Genomic DNA, 22,020 nt, shown 5'->3' with positions numbered 1-22,020 from the left:
TGTTCTTGGTCGAGCTGGGAGCCTCAATGATGGTGGCATCGACCAAGGTGCCTTGAGTCATCATGACGCCTGCTTCGGCCAGCCAGCGATTGATGGTCTTGAACAATTGGCGGGCCAGTTGATGCTGCTCCAGCAGGTGGCGGAAATTCATGATGGTGGTGCGGTCCGGCAAGGCGCTATCCAGGGATAACCGGGCAAACAGACGGATGGAGGCGATTTCGTACAGAGCATCTTCCATCGCGCCATCGCTCAGGTTGTACCAATGCTGCATGCAGTGAATGCGTAGCATGGTTTCCAGCGGATAAGGTCGCCGGCCATTACCAGCCTTGGGATAAAACGGCTCGATGACTTCCACCATGTTTTGCCATGGCAGAATCTGCTCCATGCGGGACAAGAAAATCTCTTTTCTAGTCTGACGGCGCTTACTGCTGAATTCACTGTCGGCGAAGGTGAGCTGATGACTCATGATGAACCCTTTTTCATGGCTCCAGATGACAAACATGATCTCATATCAGGGACTTGTTCGCACCTTCCTTAGACAACGCCATCATTCATATCAAATATTTTAAAGCAATTCTTTCCGGAATATTTTGCTTCATACATAGCGTGATCAGCCTGTTTTAACAAATCGCTTGCAGTATATTGCTGCCCACGGAACAATGTAGCGCCAACGCTTGCAGTACAACAATGTACGATTCCTGCGACATGATAAGGCTCTGCAAGCCGTTGAATCACTTTGTTAATAACGTTACAGACCCAAGTATCAGGATCGGCTGAACATTCAGCTGGACCGTTCAGCAACACAACAAATTCATCCCCCCCAAACCTGGCTACAGTGTCACTATCCCGCACGACCTCTTTTAATCTTAATGCCGCTTCTTTTAATAATTCATCACCAGCGTCATGTCCTTTAGTGTCATTGAGAATTTTGAAATTATCTAAATCCAAAAACAGTAACGCAAATACCCTGCTGTCTCTGCAGGACTTGATAATTGCCTGACTGAGTCTGTCATTTAATAGACTCCGATTGGCCAAGCCCGTTAACGAGTCATAAAATGCTAAGCGGTGAATTTCAGCCTCAGCAGCTTTTGCCATACTGATATCACGAGCTATTTTTGAAGCACCGATGACTTGACCCTCAGCGTTATAAATCGGTGAAATGGTGACAGACACATCTACTAAATGACCATCACGATGCATACGCTGGGTTTCAAAATGGTTCACTTTTTCTCCCCGCGAGATACTGGCAAGAATGCCGGGCTCCTCATGTAAACGGTCCGGTGGAATAATGTTTTTTAATGACTGACCTATCATCTCGTCTGCTGTATAACCAAATATAACTTCGGCACTCTGATTCCAGCTTGCAACTATGCCATTGATGTTCTTACTGATAATGGCATCATCTGATGAATCCACTATAGCTTTAAAGTGTGCCAAATTTAGTTCGGCCAGTTTACGCTGTGTCTGCGCAATCCAGGAAAGAACGCTGTCAGAGTATTTTTTATCGACCTGAATAGGTGTCAAAAAATCTCCACTACCAATAACAGTGATAGTCTGTTGTAAATCCTGGATTGAACAACCGATGATTCTTCTGAGCTCTTGCCCCACCTTAAAGATCAGTAAGATCAAAAAAGCGCCAAGCACAAATAATGCCGCTGTCGCTAACTGCAAGCGCTGATTTGTCATTGTGACTTCATACTGAGTTCTGGCAATGATCATCTGCTCTGTTTCAATAATAGGCCGCATAACCTCAGCTTTCATCGCCATAAAGTGATTGTCAGCAAGCATTGCCAAAGCCTGATCACGTTTTTGCGCTGATGTAGGGGGTTGTTCTTCAAACAGAGCCATAGCTCTGTTTTCCAAATCAACTAATTCGTCTGAACGAGCTTTTGACTTTTTCAAATTTTCCAGCTCAGCTTTCGTCACTCCGGCCTGTCGCATTAACTCCACCAACGGGACGGCTATCTCTTGTGGTTTGGTTTCATCAATTTCTGCAGCTGCCTCGATCGCCTTGAAATCCCAGTACGCCAAACTGTAGTTGTGTGGCCTTGGTCTTTTGCCATCACGGATTTCGACTACTGCTTGAAACTGTTCTTTATATTCAGGTTTACCTGTAATAACGTAAGTTCTGACCAAACGCGCTAAATCACTGGAAGACTGTCGCAACTCTTCAGCCAAACGAATTGATGTTTCCCTACTTTTTACGGCTTGTTGATAACGGGCTTGTTCATGAGCAACAACAATAAAACTGCCGATAAGTAACACTACAATGAAAAACATGGAGTACAAATATAGCTGAAACGTCGTTGGATATTTTTTCCAGTTAACCATCTTTGCACCTATTAAATCGCGAATTCAACTTCGAAGTGCGACACTCGCCTATGCCGCCTGACGGTACTCTTCGAATACCTTGACAGGCTGCCTGAATCCGAGACATTTCCGAGGTCGTAGGTTGAGCCACTGCTCCGCTCTCCTGACATCCTCGTCCGTGACCTCTCTCAGGTCTGTTCCCTTTGGGATAAACTGCCTCAACAGCCCATTGCTGTTCTCGTTCAGACCGCGCTCCCACGAAGAGTAAGGGTGCGCAAAGTAAGTCTCGGCACCCAGCGCTTCCTCTATCGCCTTGTGTTCGGCAAACTCGCCGCCGTTGTCAAAGGTGATGGTATGCGCCTGCTCGATGTAGGGCGTTAACATCTCGATTATCGCATCCCGCACCACCCCAGCCTGTTTGCTCGCGACCCGCTTGACCAGATAGAGCCGGCTCTTGCGCTCCACCAGGGTGACCAGTGTACCTGTGCCTTGCTTGCCCAGCACCGTGTCCGCCTCCCAATCACCGAGCCGCTCCCGGCTATCGACGATAGCCGGCCGTTCATCAATAGAGCGGGCTTCCTTGATGGGAGAACGCAGGCTGCTCGCTCCCTTGCGGTAGCGCTTGTGGCCCTGGCGCAGATGGCGGTACAACTGGCCACCCCGGGCTTTGTCGGCGGCCACATGGCGGTATATCCACTCGTGACTCACCATGAGGTCTATCTGCTTGCCCACCGCGCTTATCTGCTCCGGGCTCCACCACCAGGCGAGTGTCAGCTCGACAAACTGGATGACATCGGCAGATAGCCGAGATTTGGCCGCACTAGCCCGTCGGTGGGTGGCGTGCTGATGCGCATTGTCTGGCTGGTAGCCCTGCGGCCCGGCGTTACGACGCAGCTCCCGGTAGAGGGTGGAGCGATGAACGCCAATGGCGCGTGCGGTGGCAAGGATGGACATCCCCTGTGCGCGAAGCACCGATAACTGGTATCGTTGCCCCTCGGTCAACTGCTGATAGCTCATGGTGATACTGCTTTTACTTTGGCGAGCAGAAGGGTACCACCAATCAGCAGTTGGCCACCTCTCGCCATTCATCCATGAGTGTCGCACTTATTATCTGAATTCCCGAAGTAATCGCTGCAGGCGTCGTTGAGCTGCACTGAATAACCCTTAAGAAATAAAAGTTCAGACTCTACCTTCTGCATGAGAGCCATCAAGAGGGCGGGACCGGAACTTATATTTCACTCCCCCGCAGGACTGTCCTCCTCCTCGACATACCTCAACAACTCTCCAGGCTGGCATCCAAAATATTTACACAACGCATTGATTGTATCGGTATTGGTGACATTACCAGGCACGTTGGCGATCCGGGTCAGGGTTGCCCGACTGATCCCTGTTTTTTCGCTCACTTCAGAGAGAGTTATGCGGCGCTTTTCTTGGAACGATTTTTCGTCAAGTAGCTTGATGAGCAGGATCCTAATCATGACTTATCCATAGCGAGTATTTTTCACATAGCCTACCAAATGAAACATGCATGATGCAAAAAAAGCATTGACAAATACATTGCGTGATTTATATTCATCTTGCGCGAGCGAAATGACTCATTTGTGATTCACTTGGAGGCGAGATATGAGTACCTATCTGACAACCGAAGAGCTCTCATCACGGATCAAATACGACGTGCGAACAATCCGCCAGAGTCTGAAAGACGCTGTGCTGTTCGAGGGCGTGCATTACATCCGTCCGTTTGGTGGGCGAAAAATTCTCTACATCTGGGAGCGGGTAGAGGAGTCCATGCTGCAAGGAGCAGCAGCCCACGATCTCATTGCTAGCTTGAAGTGAGGTGGTGCGATGGGCTCGATAAATAGCCGTAATGGCAAGCTTTATCTGGACTTTCGTTACAGGGGGGTCCGCTGTCGGGAGCAAACCACGTTGGCTGATACCCAGGCTAACCGGCAGAAGCTCAATAAGGTGCTCTGCTTGATAGAGCAACAGATCCGTATCGGTACCTTTGACTATGGGCATCACTTTCCCAACAGTCCCAAGGTTGAGAAGTATGTGGCCATGGAGAGACTGAGTCGGCAGAAGGCCTCTGGTGCGCGGATGATTTTCTCCGCCTTCGCCGAGCTATGGCTCGATGAAAAACGGGTCGAGTGGCGGGAGAGCCAAATTGAAACGGTGGATGGCATTTTACGCTGTCACCTGATTCCGGCCATGGGTGAGCAGCTGTTAGCTGCCATCACCAAGCAACAGATCTTGGCGTTTCGGTTGCGCTTGTGTGAGCCGGGTGGGCAGAACGAACGGGCGCTGTCGGCTTCCCGTATCAACCACATCATGACCTACCTGCGCCTCATCTTGAACGAGGCGGCCGAGCGGTTCGAGTTTGATAGCCCGTGGCGCAATATCAAGGCCCTGCCGATGCCTAGGGCGCAAGTCCTGCCGTTTACCCTAGAGGAGGTGCAACTCATTCTGACCAAGGTACGGGCGGACTATCGTCCCTATTTCACGGTGCGTTTCTTCACTGGCATGCGCACGGGTGAGATCGATGGGCTTTGTTGGGACAATGTGGATTTTGGCGCCCGCCTTATTCATATTCACCAGTCCTTGGTCAGGGGTAAAGTCGGGCCCACCAAGACCAGTGGATCTCACCGCACCATCGCAATGAGCCAGCGAGTCTATGAGGCCTTGCGTGAACAGTGGGGGTTCTCGGGCGAGAAAAGTACCTTCGTGTTTTGTGCTCGCAACGGTGAGCCACTCAACCACCGCAATGTGGCTCAGCGTGTCTGGTACCCATTGTTGGCCAATCTGAAGCTTGAAAAGCGCAACCCTTATCAGACTCGCCATACGGCTGCCACTCTGTGGCTGGCCGCCGGCGAAAATCCGGAGTGGATTGCCCGCCAGCTGGGTCATTCCACGACCAGCATGCTGTTTCGGGTCTATTCGCGCTATGTGCCCAATCTGGTCGGTCGGGATGGTGCCGCTTTCGAACAACTGCTGGACGGTGAACTTGATCTGGAGGATGAGGTATGAAATTCACATCCCCGTTTAACTTGACGCTGGTGTGGGCCGAGCTGATTCACGGCTTGCCTAGTGCTGGCGTGTGGCGTTTGACTTTCCTGAAAGGGGGTCGCCATGTCGATGTCAGCGGTGAGCTGCTGGCGGATGTGGTGCCGGCTGGGCAGTGGTTGCTGCTGGAGATGAATCGCGAGGAAGTGCCTCGATTGATGACCTTCATGCCGTTGCCTGTTGAGGTGCGTCGTGACGACATTGAGCAGCAATTTTCATGGCTGGCAGATAAACAACATGCCATCTTGTCGGATATCTGGGGGATGCTCGCTTATTTACCGGATGCGGCCCTGCGGCGATTCTACCTCGCCGTGCTGCTTGATGATCGCATCATGTGGCCCTTCTTCACCGGCAAGGCGAGCAACCAGTACCATCATCACCATACCGGTGGACTGCTTGAGCACAGTCATGAGGTGGCAATCACCGCCTCGGCGCTCTGCATGCAGCATCAAGTCGGCCCGATTAGCACCAGCGTGGCCTTTATCGGCGGTCTTCTGCATGACATCGGCAAGATCCACCTGTTCTACAACAACACAAGCGGGAACGGGGTCGTGGGGCAACATGAGTCGTTCAATTTCATGGTGCTGGCCGAGCCGCTGGCCCGCCTCAGTCAGGAGGCGCCCAAGCTGTTTGAGGCCATCAGTTCTTGCCTTTCCATCAAAATTGGTCGGCAGTCGGAGGCCTATCTGCCAGCCCAGATGGTTCATATCTGTGATCGATTGTCTATGGATGTACACAACTGGCGACGGGCTTTCACCGAGGTCCCGGCCTATTACTGGTTTGTCAAATCGCCTTATGGCGATCAGGTCTACAAACGGTTGGACTGAGATCTCGAAGCTCTGACGGCCGTTGACAGCAAGATGTGCCGAGAGGGCCACAGCGCCCGACTGTTTGCGGCGCTTTGGGCAACTTGCAGGGACCACATATCGGCAGGATACTTTCAGCATCCCTTGGGGTTCAGGGACTATCCTGTTTGATTTATGCAACAAGGAGCATGTATGAGCTCGAGCATCGTCATTCTCAGTATCTTCTTTCTAGCCATGGAGCTGATCGCCTTTGCTGCTGGATATCTCTACCTTGAGGGCAGAAAGCTGAAAAAACAGACAACCCAGACACCCAATAATTTTGATGAAAAGAGTGGGGCAGGATCCTGAAACCAATTGGTTAGGGAATTTGAGCTCAGCCCGTGAGAGGGGTGGGCTCAATGGGCGGGGATGACCCCCACTTTTCAGAGCCGCGCCAGAAAGAGCTTGCCTGGCTAATCCCATCGGGGTTCATCCTGAGCAACAGACCATTCGGCGGCGCGTTGACGGCCTTCTTCATATAGTTGCTCTACGACATCCCTGTAAACATCCTCATCAGCCCTCTGTAGAGCCTCATGGAATAATGACCCACATAGCGCCATTTCATAGTGCGTCATGTCACGGCTCATCCTGTCAATCTCCATCAGTACCTCGTACGTCATTGGATTGGTGTCGGCCAGTTTTGCGATGCGTTGCAGATTTTGTGAATCGCCAATTTGCCAGCGGCGGATGCTGGTCGCCTTGAATAGGATTATGGCAAAGCGATGAAACAGATAGCGCAACATCGGTGATGAATGGCCCGCCTGGCATAATTCCTCCTTGGGGTGGTTTAGGTATAAGTAGGCATAGCCTTGGGGAAACTGCTGCACTTTGCGCAGCGTGCTGCGCTCGACGGCCAGCGCTGGATGAAGGTGCCAGCGTTTGGCAGGTTTATCTTGGGGCACGTGGAGATCAAGTCGCCACTGAAACCAGGGATATAACTTGCTGACAAAGGTCATAAAGCGGCGGAAGATTTTTGGAGAGGTGAATTTGATCCCGGCATGGGAGCTGTTTGAGTTGGTCAGGCAATAGCGGATGGCCCACCTGAACTCGGCCATCTGTTTGGGTCTCTTTCTCATGGCTTGGCAGACTTTCAAGACGTCAGCCAGTGCATGTTTCTCTGCGGTTGTGCCGAGTTCAGCCGGGAGCAGTTGTCGCTGCCGGTTGCGGGGAATCAACCGTGAGCGGGCTTTTTGTGTCACCAGATTGCCTAGCTCGATTGCGCTAGCATGCCAAGTCGCCAGCAACTCTTCGCTCAAGCCAAATTGGCTGGCTATCTCCCGTCGATCCTTTCCTTTTTCAAGATGCTTGAGGACGGCTTCACTCTGCACGTAATGACTGGCTCGGTTTGCATCGGCGAGGGTTTTCGCCTTGATGCCTTGCCGCACTTGGCGCGGTGGTGTTGCCTGATAGGCTCCCAGCCTTTTCAGTAGGTGGGGCATCAGCTTAGCCGGGGTCAGGGGCGTTGGTTTTTCCTGTTCGCAGTCTAGTGTGCGTTGCTTGTGGGTCGATATACCAAACAGATATTGGCTCTCTTGCCTGGAGAGCGGGGTTTGGTTGCATGCTAGGTGGCAGCCAAGTAACAGGTCGGTGAAGTGCAGGTAGTGATTCAGTGTGATCTCGGGACTGCTGTGCCCAGCCATCACTGCGAGCGCCATATAGCGATCCCGCAGGCGATGCTGGCCTGCGATCAGGCGGACAATCTCCTCGCGTTGTGTGTCGGGGTAGGGCAACAAGGCTCGCTGGACAATGTCTGGCAAGGACACCAGATCGTGATGCAGCAGCAACTGCATCCGAGAAAAACAGCTGTGACGCAGGTGGTAGAGTCGATAATGAAGGCCGCCACTGAGTTGGTAGAGTACAGACCTGACCATCAGGGAGATCTGTTGCAGGTTGACCCGCTCGTGGAGATTGCCCGCAGCGTGGAACAGCAACTCCTTGTTGCTATCCGCCTGCATCCGTCGCTCGCCAATATAGCGTTTGAGGAGATCGCGCTCATTGCCGGTGAGCATGGGGTAAAGTGGTACTTTGCGCAGTGCCGCATCGGTCTTGTTATGACCGTGGCGGTTGTTGCGGACAAAAAGCCACCCGATGGGGGAGGGCTCAACATCCATTAGCCGCAACTTGGCGAGTTCTCCGGGGCGCAAACCGGTGCGATAGGCCATGATAAGAAAGGATTTAAGCATCATCCGCAGAGTAACGTCGGTATCGATGAAGCAATCGACCTGTGCCAGCAAACCGGCAAAGAGGGGCTCATCGACTATGGCGGCGCTGACATGGGGAATTTTCTTCTCGCCGGTTGCAAGTGATTCTGGTAGCGCTGCCATATCAAACGCCTCGACGGCGAAGACATGCATGTCCTGAAGGCGGCCAGCCATGAAGTCACGCTGATATTGGCTGCGTGGGCGGTTAAGAATGCTGTGATAGAGTTCGGTAAAATCGATGCCATCGTAGCTTGCAAGCGGTAGTTGTGCGGTCATCGATAACCACTCCTTGCCGATGCTTTCGAGGTAGCGCTGAGCAGTCGACGGGGCCAAACGGCGTGTCAGAAGCAATGACAGCAACCAGCTGACTAGCACTTGTTCGCTGAGCGTAAGGGCACTCGTGTTCCCAAGAGCATCGAGTTCCGTGATGATGGTTTTCGGGCCCTTGGGCGCGGCTGGGTCTTGTCGAAAAATCGCTCTTAATTCATCTAGCAGATAGGGTTTTTGCGATGGCTGGCTGGTGCTTGCCATTGGCCATTTCGCCACGCTTTCTAGAGAGTTAAATTTCTGATAGGTGTCCTGGTTGGCTGGGTACAGGCGAGGTTGGAGCAGCCGGTGCCAGTATGCGAGAGGAAGTGATGCACTTGGGGTTCGTCCTGCTGCATATTCCAGCAGTACCTGCGGGAGTTCAGTACCAAGCTGATGTTCGGTTAAGCCGATGGCTCCTCTGCAGAGCGCTTGCTGGCTGATCTCTGCTCCCAATTCCTTTTGCAACAATCCAAGGCACTCTGCCTGTTTGGTTGGAGGGCACCAAGTTGCGGGGCGATGTTTGAGAAACTGCCGCAATATACCGAGGCTGATTGGGTCAGGCATGTAATTCACTTGGGTGATGGCCCGTATACCAGTCTGGTGTATCTCGTTGTGTTCTGCATTGCCATCGTGTTCGTCATGATGGTAATAGCTGTTACTGGGAAGCTCGCCAGGCTCGAGGGTTAGGGTGATCCAAGTTAGTTCATGATTACCGGACAGCGGCTGGATTTCGAGCAATGCATGCCCCATGGCGAGCCACAAATAGGGGCGATTGAGCCCGCCATAGAGGATTCCGCAGACGAGCAAACGGGCGAATAACCGGTCGGGGTCTTGGGTCGGTTCACTCAATGTGGTGCGCCAAGTATGAGCTGCGTTGGCCATAGTGATAGTCGCTTGGTGCCAATGCTCGGAGCGAAATGGGTGAGGGCGTCGCACAGTCAAGTAAGGAGGGGGGATCGCAATGCACCAGATTCCCTGCCGGTTCCCCATCTCCAGTTTCTGGCAGATAACCGAGTAGGCAAAGCGGTAGGCGTGCAGGGTCTTTAGATCTTGCCGCAGTTGGGCATCAATGTCTGGCCACAACCGTTCAAATCGGTCGGCACAGGGAGATTCTTCCAACATCTCTGGTAGATGATGACGAAAGATCTTGATGGCCTGGGTGATCACCACTTCGGCCTCATCTTTACGGTCCTGTCGGCGCTTATCTCGGCCAAGTTGTACCATCAGCTCGCGGCGCCGCGGTGATAGGATCAGAGGATTTGCCATCCTGCCCTTGCCTCAATCTGGTGAAAATTCAAATGTGCTTCAATGAGGTCGGCAACGTGTTGCAGAGTCTGGATGGACAGGCAGCTGTGGCGACCGAATATCGACTCGCCGATCTCCTCGTGCCCCATCCAGCCATCGATCACTGACGGTGCCAGTTCGCTGCGCAGCAGGACGCTGCGTAGATGGTGGCGAGCCCAGTTGTGCTGGATCGGCAGCCGGTTACCCAGTTGCTGATTGAGGTTGCTGGGTGTGGGATCCTGAGGCAGCAGATGACCCTGACTGTCATGAAGGATGAAAAACAGCAGATTTTTGCTGCCATCAAGTGCGGCATCGCAGCGCTGTGCCAGCCCGCGATGCAGAAGTCGGTAGCGTTGACCCAGGGCATGTAGATGGGCTTGGTAAAGTGCGACCTGGCGAGCGGCGGTGACAGGGATCACCAAGGTCCGAGCCGCCAGCCCATTACGGATCTCTTTATCGCTTATCCACCATGTACGCGTGATGGGGTTGTAGTCAGCGAGCGATCCCAGTGGAGCAGTCACATCCCGGTGACCAGTTACAAACGTCAGCAGTGCCCACACGTAGCAAAGGTAGTGATTGTGAAAGCTCGCCACCTCCTCAAGGGCTGCATCACGCTTGGGGGCCGGTGGCGGTATTAACAGCCGGTTAAACAGGTTATGCAGCACCTTGCCCGGCAGGAGCAGACTACTGCCAACCGTGGCAGGGATGCTACGGGCTGGCGGCAGACCCGCATCCAGTCCCGCCAAGTTAAACAAAAACTGTAGATAGGCTCGATGGTGCTTGGTCACCTGGTCGGTGGGGGTATTGCTGTACGCCAGTGCCGGGCGCTTCTTGTAGTCCTGACCACGGACGAGCGCCACCTGCATCAGATCGAAGCCTTGGTTGATATACCAGTGCTCCAGATAACGAGTGACTCGCCCCAGGGTTAGCCGGGTTTGGTGGCGTTCGTTGATAAGCGCAAGGTGCTTTTTCAACAACTGTTCGCTCGGGGGCGGTGCATTGACAGCCAAATGTTGTAACACCGTTGGGAGCGGCAGAACGACACGTGAGTGGGTGGGGGGCAGCAGAGCATGTAGTCGCTCATCCAGTGTACTTGCTGGTACCTTGTGTTCAATGACGAGGCAGAGGTGATCTTTTATGACCTGCAAACTCCGGCCTGTTGCTAGGCCACCAGGGATACCGCCGCATACGAGAGCTAGCAATAACCAACCTCCAGCAGGGTCACCCTCGTTGACTGCATCCCTCACTAGATGCTCGATATCCCAATCACTGGCCTGCTCGAAGCTACACGGAAGTGACAGCTGACGCACTGCCAGTTGTTCGGTGACTCGCCTGTTCAATTCGGCGCGTAAAAATGGTGAGCGGTGCGGAGAGCTGGGGTCGTGGATGCGCACGGTCTTGGTATCAAGAGCGAAAGGCAGCTCATCGATCGGCTCTCCATTAGGCCCTGGTCGCATAACTAGCTCTTCGATCACGATGTCAGTGTCATCAGTTTTTTCTAGCTGAATCAATTGGACATAGTGCTCGGCGACGGGCAGTTTCTTTGACCTGCGATAGCGAGTGATGCCTTTTGCCAGGCGATAGGCATCGTAGATGACCACACACAGAAAACCAAGCCCTCGCTCGATGAGCGGCGATAGCGCGTGTTGGCGGTTGGCACGTAGCGTCGTGATGAGTGTCGCCAGATCTGGGTGAGCCGCCATATCCGGCAGTTCTTGCAGCACCGGTGTGTGCCGTGCTTCGGTAGCGATCAGACGGATCTCCCGCAGCGCGTTTTCGATGGCGGAGTCATGATCACCGATGAGGTGTAACTTTAGACAACTCACGATGACCAGTTGCTGGTAACATCGATAGTGATCGCGATCGTCATCTGACCAAGCCGAGGGGGAAGTGATATTGATCGCAGCGGCGAATCCGCACTCGGTCAGTAATTGCTGTCGCCTGAGGTAGTGACAAGCCTCAAATGGAGTTTTTATGTTAAGAGCACTGGGGTTCACCCGATAGCGTGGATGGCTAGCCCAGCGTTCCAAATCTCCGTAACGGTGCCAGTAATCATCTGGCATGTTTCCCATCAGCCACTTGAGCATCGCGAAGGTGGTCAAGCGCAATGAGGGCGGTAGAAGCTTTGGGCATACCACGTGGGACAGGTGACACAGTCGTCTGTGGTAACGCTCCTGATCTAGAGGGGGCCTCTCATCCATGGTCCGGACTCCAGTCGGTGTCGAGTAGCGCAATCGGATCAGCGAAGGGGTTGGCGACCGGAGTGTTGCTGACCGCTCGTCGGCGTTGCTGGACCAGCGTGCCTCGGCTACACCCCGTCCATAGGCAAAGGTCTGCATCGCTCACCTGTGACTTGTCGAAAAAATACTGTGCCATATGCCGGGGCAGTTGGGCCTGAAAACTCTCTCGCAAAGCGGCGAGCTCTCTGCTGTCGATGCTCATAACGAGCAGGCTGAAGGCGCTGGCCCACGCCTGTTGTTCAATGTCGGCATCGTTGGAGACGTGGGATGGGGTGTTATGAATGAGCAGCGTGCCCTCCGGCGGATAGGGAGCCTCCCAGTACAGCGCCGGCCACAGCGGTGAAAACAGCAGAAATTCCGTTGGGCGCATCTTTTTGTTTTTACCCTGCTGGTACAACATGACGCCCTGTAATGGTTGCCGAAGCAATTGGCTGGTCAGCCCGCCGGGCAGGTTTTTCCAAGAGACGAGACGGGGGTAGGCGAGGCTCCACTGATACGCTGCGTGGGCGAGCGGATGGACAGAGAAACGGAGGTCTGGGTGGGCGCGAGACAGCGTGAAGGGGTCACTCATCAGACACCTCAAAATGGTAATTGGTCTATTTTGAGACTAGCGCCCTGCAAATTCGCGATCAAATATTGATCATTGAAATATCGATATTTTGTGACCGTGACCACGTATGTGGCGTAAATTGTTCTTAATGGTAAAACCGAATGTCAAAGGTAATTGTCATTAAGAAACAATTGATTACATTTAATGCCACATAAGTGAAATAGAGATAATCTGGCTGGAACGGCCTGTCACGCCGGGGGTCGCGGGTTCGAGTCCCGTCCGCTCCGCCAATACTTAAGAAGCCCAGTCGAAAGACTGGGCTTTTTTTCGTCTCTGCGATCTCTCTATCTCATCTCAGTTGGCCCGATTTAGTTGCTACATCCCGTTTCATGTTTATCTGAAATTCGCCGCCGCCCATGGTTGTCGCTATAATGGCCGCCCTCAAGCAAGGTGGTGGTATGAAAGCAGAATATCTACAGCGATTCGGGGGCATTGCCCGTCTTTATGGTCAGCGCGCCCTGCGTTCCTTCAGTCAGGCCAAGGTCTGCGTGGTGGGGATCGGCGGCGTCGGTTCCTGGGCGGCGGAGGCGCTGGTCCGTGCCGGCATCAACCAGATCACCCTGATCGACATGGATGACATCTGCATCACCAACACCAATCGTCAGATCCACGCCATGCAAGGGACAGTCGGTCGCCTCAAGACGGAGGTGATGGCCGAGCGCATTCGCGCCATCAACCCGGATTGCGAGGTGATCGAGGTGGATGACTTCGTCACCGCCGACAACCTGGCCGAGCATATCAAGCGGGAGTTTGACTATGTGGTGGATGCCATCGACTCGGTCAAGGCCAAGGTGGCGCTGATTGCCTTCTGCAAGCGCAACAAGATCCCGGTAATAGTCGCGGGTGGGGCCGGTGGGCAGATGGATCCGACCCAAATCACAGTGGCGGATCTGGCCAAGACAATCCAGGATCCGCTGGCGGCCAAGGTGCGCTCCGACCTGCGCCGGCTGCACAACTTCAGCAAGAATCCGGCGCGCAAGTTCGGGGTGGAGTGTGTCTTCTCGACCGAACAGCTGAGCTACCCGGACGGCAATGGTGGCACCTGTCAGGCCAAGGCGGCCAGTGACGGCAACATGAAGATGGATTGCGCCTCCGGCTTCGGTGCCGTGACGCCGGTGACGGCGACCTTTGGTCTGGTGGCCGCCTCCCGGGTGTTGAAGAAGATTGCCGAACGGGGTGCCCGGGCAGAGAAAGAAATCGTAGGGTCGATTAGCGAAGCGTAATCGTCCGCCTCGTCATCAGGAGTTTGCTCGATTACGCCGACGCCAGATCCCGGATCCCCAACACGATAGCTCTGAGCCCGTTGCCCCGCGACGGGCTCAGGTGTTTCTCGAGCCCCAGTTCGCTGAAATAGGCATCCATATCAAAAGCCTGGATAGCATCGGCAGTCTGATGATTGAGTGCCGCCAGTACGATGACGATGAGGCCGCGCACTATGCGGGCGTCGGAGTCGCAGGCAAAGTGCCAGCAGCCATCCTCGCTTTTTTCTCCCTTCAGCCAGGCCTGACTTTCGCACCCTTTCAGGCGGTTCTCTTCCTGTTGCCACCCTGCGGGCAAGGCGGGCAGCAGCTTGCCGAGCTGGATGATGAGCCGGTACTGGTTCTCCCAGCCGTTTGCTGCGGCAAACTGCTGACGGATGCTGTCTGCGTCGGGCTCAAGGCCGATCCGGGTATAGGTTGCGAGGCTGTTCATTGGATTGTCTGCCTTAGAAGAAGTCACTGAGTTTGTGCAGGGCGGCCAGCAGGGCGTCCACATCGTCCCGATTGTTGTAGCAGGCCAGGGAGGCGCGCATGGTGCCACCGATGCCAAGGCTCTCCATCAACGGCATGGTGCAGTGATGGCCGACCCGCAGCGCGATCCCCTGCATGTCGAGCAGGGTGGCCGCATCCTGGGGATGGATGTCGTCCAGCAGGAAGGAGACGGCGCCGGCGCGCTGGCCGGGTTCGCCGACCAGCCGCAACCCAGGCACCTGACGCAGGCCGGCAACCAGATAATCGGTCAGCGCCGCTTCATGGCTGGCCAACGCCCCCCGGTCTTGCGCCATCACAAAATCGATGGCGGCGGCCAGGCCGATGGCCCCGGCAATATGGGGGGTGCCTGCCTCGAACTTGAAGGGCAGGGCGTTGAAGGTGGTGCCGCTGAAGCTGACCCTGTCGATCATCTCGCCGCCGGCCTGCCAGGGCGGCATCCGCTCCAATAGTTCGGTTCTGCCCCACAACACGCCGATGCCGGTCGGACCGTAGAGCTTGTGACCGGAGAAGGCGTAGAAGTCGCAGCCGATGGCCTGCACGTCTACTTCGAGGTGAGCCACTGCCTGGGCGCCGTCGATCAGAGCCAGGGCGCCGACGGCCCTGGCGGCCGCCACTATCTGCTCGACCGGATTGACGGTACCGAGGGCATTGGAGACATGGGCCACACTTACCAGCCGGGTGCGCGGCCCCAGCATGGCTAGGTAAGCCTTCATATCCAGATCCCCGCGCTTATCCAGCGGAATGACCCGTATGACGGCACCGGTGCGCTGGGCGACCAGTTGCCAGGGGACGATATTGGCGTGGTGCTCCAGGGTGCTGAGCAGGATCTCGTCCCCGGCCTTGAGCTCGCTCATGCCAAAGCTCTGGGCCACCAGGTTGATCGCCTCGGTGGTGCCGCGGGTCCAGATCACCTCCTGGCTGCGAGGGGCATTGATAAAGCGGGCAATCGTCTCGCGAGCATCTTCGAAGGCGCGGGTGGCGCGGCCGCTCAGGGCGTGGGCGGCACGGTGCACGTTGGCATTGTCGGCCCGATAGTAGTGAGCGATGGCGTCCAGCACGGCTTGCGGCTTCTGGGTGGTGGCGGCGTTGTCCAGATAGACCAGAGGATGGCCGTTCACCTCCTGTGCCAGGGCCGGAAACTGGCTGCGCAGCCGGTCGTGCTGTTGCTGATTCATGCTCCCCTCATCTCGTCTGGAAAAGTCGGTCATGATCCGGAAAATGGCGGGCAAACACAAGGCGAAGTGGCGGGAGCCCATGCCCGGTTTCGGCTGCCTGCGGGATCTCTGTTACAATGCCGCCCCTCATCATAAGCCAAGAGATCCGGCCCATGAAGCTCAACCCCAATCAGAACGAAGCGGTCAAGTATGTCTCCGGCCCTTGCCTGGTGCTGGCGGGTGCCGGATCGGGCAAGACCCGCGTCATCACCAACAAGATTGCCTACCTGGTGCAGCAGTGCGGCTACAGTGCGCGCAACATCGCCGCCGTCACCTTTACCAACAAGGCGGCGCGGGAGATGAAGGAGCGGGTCGGCCAGACCCTGGGCCGCAAGGAGGCGCGGGGGCTCATGGTCTCCACCTTCCATACCCTGGGGCTCGACATCATTCGCCGCGAGCACAAGAGCCTGAATCTGAAGGCGAACTTCTCCCTGTTCGACGATACCGACCAGCTGGCGCTGCTGAAAGAATTGACCGAGGCGGAACTCGACAACGACAAGGACAAGCTGTCGGCCCTCATCACCCAGATCTCCAACTGGAAGAACGACCTCATCCTGCCGGCCCGGGCCATGCGCATCGCTCGCGGGCCGGAAGAGGTGCTGATGGCCCAGCTCTACGAGCGCTACCACCGCCAGATGGTGGCCTACAACGCGCTGGATTTCGACGATCTCATCGTGATGCCGACCCTGCTGCTCAAGAGCAACCAGGAGGTGCGCGAGCGCTGGCAAAACAAGATCCGCTACCTGCTGGTCGACGAATACCAGGACACCAACACCAGCCAGTACGAGCTGGTGAAGCAGATCGTCGGCGAGCGGGCCCGCTTCACCGTGGTGGGGGATGATGACCAGTCCATCTACTCCTGGCGCGGGGCCAAGCCGCAGAACCTGGTGCTGCTGAACGAGGATTTCCCCAGCCTCAAGCTCATCAAGCTGGAGCAGAACTACCGCTCCAAGCGGCGCATCCTCAAGTGCGCCAACATATTGATCGCCAACAACCCCCATGTCTACGACAAGGCGCTCTTCTCCGAGCTGGACGAGGGGGTGAAGCTCAAGGTGCTGTTTGCCAAGAACGAGGAGCACGAGGCGGAGCGGATCGCCGCCGAGCTGATGGGTCACAAGTTCATGAACCGCACCCGCTTCAAGGATTACGCCATCCTCTATCGGGGCAACCATCAGTCGCGCATCTTCGAGAAGGCGCTGATGACCAACCGCATTCCTTACCGCATCTCGGGGGGCACCTCCTTCTTCTCCCGCACCGAGATCAAGGACATCATGGCCTACCTCAAGTTGCTGGTGAATCCGGACGAGGACACCGCCTTCCTGCGGGTGGTCAACCTGCCGCGCCGGGAGATCGGTCCCACCACCCTGGAGAAGCTGGGCCAATACGCCAACCAGCGTGGCAAGAGCCTGTTTGCCGCCAGCTTCGAGCTGGGACTGGAACAGCATCTCTCCGGCCGCGGCCTCAGCGCCCTGCAGGCCTTCACCAACTGGCTGGTGCGCCTCGGCGATCAGGTTCTGCGAGGCAACCCGGTGGAGGCGGTGCGGGACATGATCAAGGAGATCCACTACGAGGAGTGGCTCTACGAGACCTCCCCCAGCCCGAAGGCGGCCGAGATGCGGATGCAGAACGTCTCCACCCTCTATCGCTGGATCAGCGAGATGCTGGAGGGGGACGAGCTGGAGGAGGCCATGACCCTCGCCCAGGTGGTCACTCGCCTCACCCTGCGGGACATGATGGAGCGCAACGAGGGGGAAGATGATGCCGACCAGGTGCAGCTGATGACGTTGCACGCCTCCAAGGGGCTGGAGTTTCCCTATGTCTACATGGTGGGCATGGAAGAGGGCTTGCTGCCCCACCAGACCAGCATCGACGAGGACAACGTGGAGGAGGAGCGGCGTCTCGCCTACGTGGGCATCACCCGGGCCCAGACCGAGCTGACCTTTACCCTCTGCAAGGAGCGTCGCCAGTATGGCGAGTCGGTGCGGCCGGAGCCGAGCCGCTTCCTGCTGGAGCTGCCCCAGGATGACCTGGAGTGGGAAAACCAGAAGAAGGTGAGTGCCGAGGAGCGCCAGCAGAAGGGGCAGATGGCGGTGGCCAATCTGCGGGCCATGTTCAAGAAGGAGTGATGCGGGGGCGATCGCCTCGGCGAAGAGGCTAGTCCGGATCCAGCCCAGTTTCAGGCCCCAGCAAGGGGGTGATGTCGCTGCCGGGGAGTGGAGGGGATATGTAACGCCCCTGGCCGAAGGGGCAACCCAGCTCGATCAGCTGGTGCAGTTGCGCCTGACTCTCTATCCCTTCGACCACCAGGGCGAGATCCAGGTCGCGGCAGATGTCGCGCATGGCGCGGATCAGTGCCAAATCCTTGGGGGAGTGCAGCATACGGTGGGTGAAGCCATCGTCTACCTTGACGTAGTCCACCGGGTAGTGAAACAGGGAGTTGAGGGAGGAGAAGCCCGAGCCGAAGTCGTCCAGGCTGATCTGTATCCCTCTGGCCCTCAGTTCGTGGAGGCGGGTGATGATGTCGGCATCCTGGCGCGACAGCTCCCGCTCGTTGAACTCGAAGATAAGGTAGCCAGCGTAGACCCCCTCGGCCGCGATGATGTCGAGCAGGGCCTGCACGGCAGGCTCGCTTGCCAGGTGCTGGCCGCACAGGTTGATGGCCAGCTTGAACTTGCGCAGGTCCGCCCTCGGCAGCCAGAGCCTCAGCTGCTGGCAGGCCTGGCGCAGTATCTTGTGATCCAGGGCCTCGATCAGGCCGCATTGCTCCGCCAGCGGAATGAAGTCGAAGGCATCCTTGAGCTCCCCTTCCCGGGTGACCCAGCGGGCCATGACTTCCAGTCCCACCAGGCAGTTGTCCTCGAGCCGGATCACCGGCTGGAAGTAGGGCAGGATGCGCCCTTCGGCCAGGGCGTTGGTCAGCTGCTCCTCCGGCGAGGACCAGGCCTGCTCCGCACACTCGGCCGAATAGTGCACCACCCGGGCGCGGCCATTGCGCTTGGCCCGATACATGGCGAGATCCGCCTGATGGAGCAGCTCGCTCACCTCCTGGGTCTGCGCCGACACGCTGGCCACCCCCATGCTGACCGTGATCGTCTGCTCCATGCCCGTCAGCCGGAAGGGGTAGGCCAGGCGAGCCATGATGCGGTTGAGCACAGGTCCGGCCCCCTCCTCCCCCAGGCTGTTGTCCAGATAGATGACGAACTCGTCGCCGCCGAGCCGAGCCACCAGATCGTTCTGGCGCAGGCAGCCCTGCAGACGACGCCCCAGCTCCTTGAGCAGCAGGTCGCCATTGCCATGCCCCAGCTCGTCATTGATCTGCTTGAAGTGGTCTATGTCGAGGAAGATCAGGGTGAAGCCGACGCCGCCATGACGCTGGTAATGGCTCATGGCGTGTTGCAGGTGATCCATCAGCAGGCTGCGGTTCGCCAGGCCGGTGAGGGGGTCGTGCAGGGCATCGAACTGCAGTTTGCGCTCCAGTTCCTGATGCTGGCGCAACTGTTTTTGCAGGCGCAGATTGGCCTGGCGCAGCAGCTGCAATCGGTGGTTGAGCCGATCCGGCGAATTGAAGTCGTTCAGTTGCTGGCGGATCTGGCCCAGCTCGAGCAGCAGGGTGAGCTGGTTGCGCAGGAAATCGAGAAAGAGGCGATCATCGGCGCCCAGCGGCCGGATGGTGGCCAGCAGCAAGTGGGCGAAGTAGTGCTGCTGCAACCTAAGCGGCATGCTGTACCAGTAGAGTCCGTCCTGTTCGCGCTCGGTCGGATTGGTCTCATGGCAGAGCCCGCGCAGGAAACCATCCTCCCCCAGGAAGGGGTGGGGATAGAGGTGGCTGGCCTCCTTGGGCCCGAGCCGCATCAGGTGCAGCTGGTGCAGCCCAAGGCTGCTTTGCAGCACGCCATCGAGCTGGGCCAGCAGCGCTTGGGTCGGCAGGCTGTTGGCCAGGCGCAGGATGCGATTGATCTGCTCAATCTTGTGCTGCCAGTCGGGGTCTCGGCCGAAGAGGGGCGACGCCGGATCGGTCAGTCTGGCGTGGGTACTGGCCTCCGCCAGTCGCTTGGCCAGGCATTCGAGCAGCAGCCGCAGGCCCGCCTGCTCATGGGGTTCACCCTGCACCAGCAGCCACTGGATCCTGTCATCCTGCACCGGCAGCACGCACCAGCCTTGCTGGCCATCCAGGGCGGCCAGCCCCTCGCTCAGCCCTGGCTCTTCCCGGCCGAGCTGGGCCTTGAGGCCGGGGGCCAGCCCCTCTTCGTAGTGCCAGACAGGGCCATGGGGGCTGAGGCCCAGCAGGCCAATCTGGTGCAGGGGAGTCCATTGCCGCAGATCGGTAAACAGGCGCCGGTAGTGCGCCGGGCTGGCCTGGGCAGCAGGGGGAAAGGCGAGGATGGAGGCGACCAGCGCCAGCAGGGGAGAGGCATCCTGCTCCAGAGAGTAGACAGACATCATGGACTCCCGAGTGACGCTACCCTACAAGGGTAGTCGCAAGCCAAGAGAATAAAAGGGCCGCAATTGCGGCCCTTTCAATGACTTAGAGATTGTCCGTCATGTAGTGGATGGCATTCTCGATCTCTTCATCACTACAGGCCGCGCAGGTACCCCGTGGCGGCATCATGCCAGCCTGGCCGGTGAAGCCTTCGATGGCATGCTTGCGCAGGGTATCGAAGCCCTGGGCAATGCGGGGTTCCCAGGCAGCCTTGTCACCGCGCTTGGGTGCCCCGGCGGCGCCGGTATCGTGGCAGGCGAAGCAGGCGCCCTTGTAGACGGTCTCACCATCACGGGGGCCGGAGGCGGCCGTGGTGCTGGCCGTGGCCGCCGGGGCTATCCCTTCCAGATCCTTGGCGGTATAGACATCACCCACGGGCTTGATCCGTTCGGCGATGGCTTCCGGCGACATTTCGTCGGCGGCGAACGCGGCGCCGGACAGGCTGGCGACCGCGATACCGGCGACCAGTAAACAGCTCAGTTTTCTCAACACGCTCATGTACTCCCAGCAGGCTCTTATTATCCCTAGAAACGACGGGATTATAACCGAATAGTTACAGGCATTTAAACGCTTGTGTGTGAAGTGTTAAGCAGTCTGTGCGCCGGATCCGGCTCCTGGCCACGGATGGCAGCAACCCGGCCTGAGCCGGGTTGCTGGGTCATATCCTTCGGTCAGCCGTTCAATCCCAGCTCAGGATCACCTTGCCGGATTGGCCAGAGCCCATGGCATCGAAGCCTTGCTGGAAGTCGTCGATGTGGAAGTGGTGGGTGATGATGGGGGAGAGATCCAGCCCGGACTGGATCAGGCTCGCCATCTTGTACCAGGTCTCGAACATCTCGCGGCCATAGATCCCCTTGATAAACAGCCCCTTGAAGATGACCTGGTTCCAGTCGATCGCCATGGTGGAGGGGGGAATGCCGAGCATGGCGATCTTGCCGCCATGGTTCATCTTGGCCAGCATGTCCTGGAAGGCGGAGGGCACGCCGGACATCTCCAGCCCCACGTCGAAGCCTTCGGTCATGCCGAGATCTGCCATCACGTCGGAGAGCTTCTCCTTGCTGACGTTGACGGCGCGGGTGGCCCCCATCTTGCGGGCCAGTTCGAGGCGGTACTCGTTGACGTCGGTGATCACCACGTGGCGGGCGCCCACATGGCGGCAGACGGCGGCGGCCATGATGCCGATGGGGCCTGCCCCCGTGATGAGCACGTCTTCGCCCACCAGATCGAAGGAGAGGGCGGTGTGCACGGCGTTGCCGAACGGATCGAAGATGGCGGCCAGCTCATCCGGGATGTTGTCCGGCAGCTTGAAGGCGTTGAAGGCCGGGATCACCAGGTATTCGGCGAAGCTGCCCGGGCGGTTGACCCCGACCCCGACCGTGTTGCGGCACAGGTGGGTGCGGCCAGCGCGGCAGTTGCGGCAATGACCGCAGGTGATGTGCCCCTCGCCGGAGACGCGATCCCCCACCGCGAAGCCGCGCACCTCCTGACCGATGGCGACCACCTCGCCGACATACTCGTGGCCGACCACCATGGGCACGGGGATGGTCTTCTGGGACCACTCGTCCCAGTTGTAGATGTGCATGTCGGTGCCGCAGATGGCGGTCTTGCGGATCTTGATCAGCAGGTCATTGTGGCCGAGCTCGGGGGCGGGCACATCCGTCATCCAGATGCCGGGTTCGGATTTGAGTTTGGAGAGTGCTTTCATGACGGTTCCTC

17 protein-coding genes and 1 pseudogene are annotated in these 22,020 nt (G+C 57.2%); 6 read left to right on the top strand and 12 right to left on the bottom strand.

Features of this window, described 5'->3' with window-relative positions:
- The 4 genes and pseudogenes from BN1119_RS10475 to BN1119_RS10460 form a co-directional block, all read right to left on the bottom strand.
- A pseudogene (locus BN1119_RS10475) lies at positions 1-466 on the bottom strand (IS5-like element IS5B family transposase); the annotation flags it as partial.
- Between the two features lie 68 nt (positions 467-534).
- A complete protein-coding gene (locus BN1119_RS19650; RefSeq protein WP_084205412.1) occupies positions 535-2,331 on the bottom strand; it encodes a diguanylate cyclase domain-containing protein in 1,797 nt (598 codons plus the stop codon).
- A gap of 48 nt (positions 2,332-2,379) precedes the next feature.
- Complete coding sequence (locus tag BN1119_RS10465) at positions 2,380-3,327, bottom strand: IS30-like element ISAs2 family transposase (RefSeq protein WP_041997616.1); 948 nt, start codon at positions 3,325-3,327, stop codon at positions 2,380-2,382.
- A 218-nt stretch (positions 3,328-3,545) separates the two neighbouring features.
- Positions 3,546-3,788 (bottom strand): helix-turn-helix domain-containing protein, encoded by a 243-nt coding sequence (locus BN1119_RS10460; RefSeq protein ID WP_041997615.1) that lies wholly within the window; start codon positions 3,786-3,788, stop codon positions 3,546-3,548.
- Positions 3,789-3,933: 145 nt separating this feature from the next.
- On the opposite strand from BN1119_RS10460, the gene BN1119_RS10455 reads away from it, so the two are divergent.
- The 4 genes from BN1119_RS10455 to BN1119_RS20470 all read left to right on the top strand — a co-directional run bounded on the left by BN1119_RS10455 (position 3,934) and on the right by BN1119_RS20470 (position 6,524).
- On the top strand, positions 3,934-4,146 hold the full coding sequence (locus BN1119_RS10455; protein WP_041997613.1) for a hypothetical protein: 213 nt from the start codon (positions 3,934-3,936) through the stop codon (positions 4,144-4,146).
- A 9-nt stretch (positions 4,147-4,155) separates the two neighbouring features.
- Positions 4,156-5,334, top strand: a complete 1,179-nt coding sequence (locus tag BN1119_RS10450; protein WP_041997612.1) for an Arm DNA-binding domain-containing protein — start codon at positions 4,156-4,158, stop codon at positions 5,332-5,334.
- A complete protein-coding gene (locus tag BN1119_RS10445; RefSeq protein WP_052448053.1) occupies positions 5,331-6,197 on the top strand; it encodes an HD domain-containing protein in 867 nt (288 codons plus the stop codon). Before BN1119_RS10450 ends, BN1119_RS10445 begins: the two co-directional genes overlap by 4 nt.
- Before the next feature lie 171 nt (positions 6,198-6,368).
- The gene (locus BN1119_RS20470; protein ID WP_157438655.1) at positions 6,369-6,524 is read left to right on the top strand and encodes a hypothetical protein; all 156 of its coding nucleotides are present in this window, start codon (positions 6,369-6,371) and stop codon (positions 6,522-6,524) included.
- A 104-nt stretch (positions 6,525-6,628) separates the two neighbouring features.
- Here BN1119_RS20470 and BN1119_RS10440 read toward each other — a convergent pair whose 3' ends face one another.
- The 3 genes from BN1119_RS10440 to BN1119_RS10430 all read right to left on the bottom strand — a co-directional run bounded on the left by BN1119_RS10440 (position 6,629) and on the right by BN1119_RS10430 (position 12,820).
- Positions 6,629-9,991, bottom strand: a complete 3,363-nt coding sequence (locus BN1119_RS10440) for a tyrosine-type recombinase/integrase (protein WP_052448052.1) — start codon at positions 9,989-9,991, stop codon at positions 6,629-6,631.
- On the bottom strand, positions 9,976-12,096 hold the full coding sequence (locus tag BN1119_RS10435; protein ID WP_124814235.1) for a hypothetical protein: 2,121 nt from the start codon (positions 12,094-12,096) through the stop codon (positions 9,976-9,978). The genes BN1119_RS10440 and BN1119_RS10435 overlap by 16 nt, the downstream gene beginning before the upstream one ends.
- Before the next feature lie 106 nt (positions 12,097-12,202).
- The gene (locus tag BN1119_RS10430; RefSeq protein WP_041997608.1) at positions 12,203-12,820 is read right to left on the bottom strand and encodes a hypothetical protein; all 618 of its coding nucleotides are present in this window, start codon (positions 12,818-12,820) and stop codon (positions 12,203-12,205) included.
- A 437-nt stretch (positions 12,821-13,257) separates the two neighbouring features.
- On the opposite strand from BN1119_RS10430, the gene tcdA reads away from it, so the two are divergent.
- Entirely contained in the window at positions 13,258-14,082 is an 825-nt protein-coding gene (gene tcdA / locus BN1119_RS10425) for a tRNA cyclic N6-threonylcarbamoyladenosine(37) synthase TcdA (protein WP_041997604.1), read from the top strand.
- Between the two features lie 31 nt (positions 14,083-14,113).
- Here tcdA and BN1119_RS10420 read toward each other — a convergent pair whose 3' ends face one another.
- Positions 14,114-14,551, bottom strand: a complete 438-nt coding sequence (locus BN1119_RS10420) for a SufE family protein (RefSeq protein WP_041997601.1) — start codon at positions 14,549-14,551, stop codon at positions 14,114-14,116.
- Positions 14,552-14,564: 13 nt separating this feature from the next.
- Positions 14,565-15,785, bottom strand: coding sequence for a SufS family cysteine desulfurase (locus BN1119_RS10415; protein ID WP_041997599.1), 1,221 nt, complete (start codon positions 15,783-15,785; stop codon positions 14,565-14,567).
- Between the two features lie 152 nt (positions 15,786-15,937).
- On the opposite strand from BN1119_RS10415, the gene rep reads away from it, so the two are divergent.
- On the top strand, positions 15,938-17,950 hold the full coding sequence (gene rep, locus BN1119_RS10410; protein ID WP_041997623.1) for a DNA helicase Rep: 2,013 nt from the start codon (positions 15,938-15,940) through the stop codon (positions 17,948-17,950).
- 28 nt (positions 17,951-17,978) lie between these two features.
- Here rep and BN1119_RS10405 read toward each other — a convergent pair whose 3' ends face one another.
- The 3 genes from BN1119_RS10405 to tdh all read right to left on the bottom strand — a co-directional run bounded on the left by BN1119_RS10405 (position 17,979) and on the right by tdh (position 22,009).
- Positions 17,979-20,264 carry a putative bifunctional diguanylate cyclase/phosphodiesterase gene (locus tag BN1119_RS10405; protein WP_041997596.1) on the bottom strand — a complete coding sequence of 762 codons (2,286 nt, stop codon included), beginning with the start codon at positions 20,262-20,264 and terminating at the stop codon, positions 17,979-17,981.
- An 85-nt stretch (positions 20,265-20,349) separates the two neighbouring features.
- A complete protein-coding gene (locus tag BN1119_RS10400) occupies positions 20,350-20,802 on the bottom strand; it encodes a c-type cytochrome (protein WP_041997593.1) in 453 nt (150 codons plus the stop codon).
- 181 nt (positions 20,803-20,983) lie between these two features.
- Entirely contained in the window at positions 20,984-22,009 is a 1,026-nt protein-coding gene (gene tdh / locus BN1119_RS10395; RefSeq protein WP_041997591.1) for an L-threonine 3-dehydrogenase, read from the bottom strand.
- Between the last annotated feature and the right edge of the window lie 11 nt (positions 22,010-22,020).

Origin of the sequence: Aeromonas bivalvium (assembly GCF_000819765.1) — a bacterium.
GTDB classification, from domain to species: domain Bacteria; phylum Pseudomonadota; class Gammaproteobacteria; order Enterobacterales; family Aeromonadaceae; genus Aeromonas; species Aeromonas bivalvium.
Note: the sequence above shows the minus strand (reverse complement) of the source record. Positions and strands in the feature narration are given on the sequence as shown.

Coding starts and splice junctions, on each gene's coding strand:
- BN1119_RS10465 (WP_041997616.1), bottom strand. CDS start 3,327: ATGAGCTATCAGCAGTTGACCGAGGGGCAACGATACCAGTTATCGGTG.
- tdh (WP_041997591.1), bottom strand. CDS start 22,009: ATGAAAGCACTCTCCAAACTCAAATCCGAACCCGGCATCTGGATGACG.
- BN1119_RS19650 (WP_084205412.1), bottom strand. CDS start 2,331: ATGGTTAACTGGAAAAAATATCCAACGACGTTTCAGCTATATTTGTAC.
- BN1119_RS10440 (WP_052448052.1), bottom strand. CDS start 9,991: ATGGCAAATCCTCTGATCCTATCACCGCGGCGCCGCGAGCTGATGGTA.
- BN1119_RS20470 (WP_157438655.1), top strand. CDS start 6,369: ATGAGCTCGAGCATCGTCATTCTCAGTATCTTCTTTCTAGCCATGGAG.
- BN1119_RS10450 (WP_041997612.1), top strand. CDS start 4,156: ATGGGCTCGATAAATAGCCGTAATGGCAAGCTTTATCTGGACTTTCGT.
- rep (WP_041997623.1), top strand. CDS start 15,938: ATGAAGCTCAACCCCAATCAGAACGAAGCGGTCAAGTATGTCTCCGGC.
- BN1119_RS10415 (WP_041997599.1), bottom strand. CDS start 15,785: ATGAATCAGCAACAGCACGACCGGCTGCGCAGCCAGTTTCCGGCCCTG.
- BN1119_RS10445 (WP_052448053.1), top strand. CDS start 5,331: ATGAAATTCACATCCCCGTTTAACTTGACGCTGGTGTGGGCCGAGCTG.
- BN1119_RS10400 (WP_041997593.1), bottom strand. CDS start 20,802: ATGAGCGTGTTGAGAAAACTGAGCTGTTTACTGGTCGCCGGTATCGCG.
- BN1119_RS10460 (WP_041997615.1), bottom strand. CDS start 3,788: ATGATTAGGATCCTGCTCATCAAGCTACTTGACGAAAAATCGTTCCAA.
- BN1119_RS10430 (WP_041997608.1), bottom strand. CDS start 12,820: ATGAGTGACCCCTTCACGCTGTCTCGCGCCCACCCAGACCTCCGTTTC.
- tcdA (WP_041997604.1), top strand. CDS start 13,258: ATGAAAGCAGAATATCTACAGCGATTCGGGGGCATTGCCCGTCTTTAT.
- BN1119_RS10435 (WP_124814235.1), bottom strand. CDS start 12,096: ATGCTCAAGTGGCTGATGGGAAACATGCCAGATGATTACTGGCACCGT.
- BN1119_RS10405 (WP_041997596.1), bottom strand. CDS start 20,264: ATGTCTGTCTACTCTCTGGAGCAGGATGCCTCTCCCCTGCTGGCGCTG.
- BN1119_RS10455 (WP_041997613.1), top strand. CDS start 3,934: ATGAGTACCTATCTGACAACCGAAGAGCTCTCATCACGGATCAAATAC.
- BN1119_RS10420 (WP_041997601.1), bottom strand. CDS start 14,551: ATGAACAGCCTCGCAACCTATACCCGGATCGGCCTTGAGCCCGACGCA.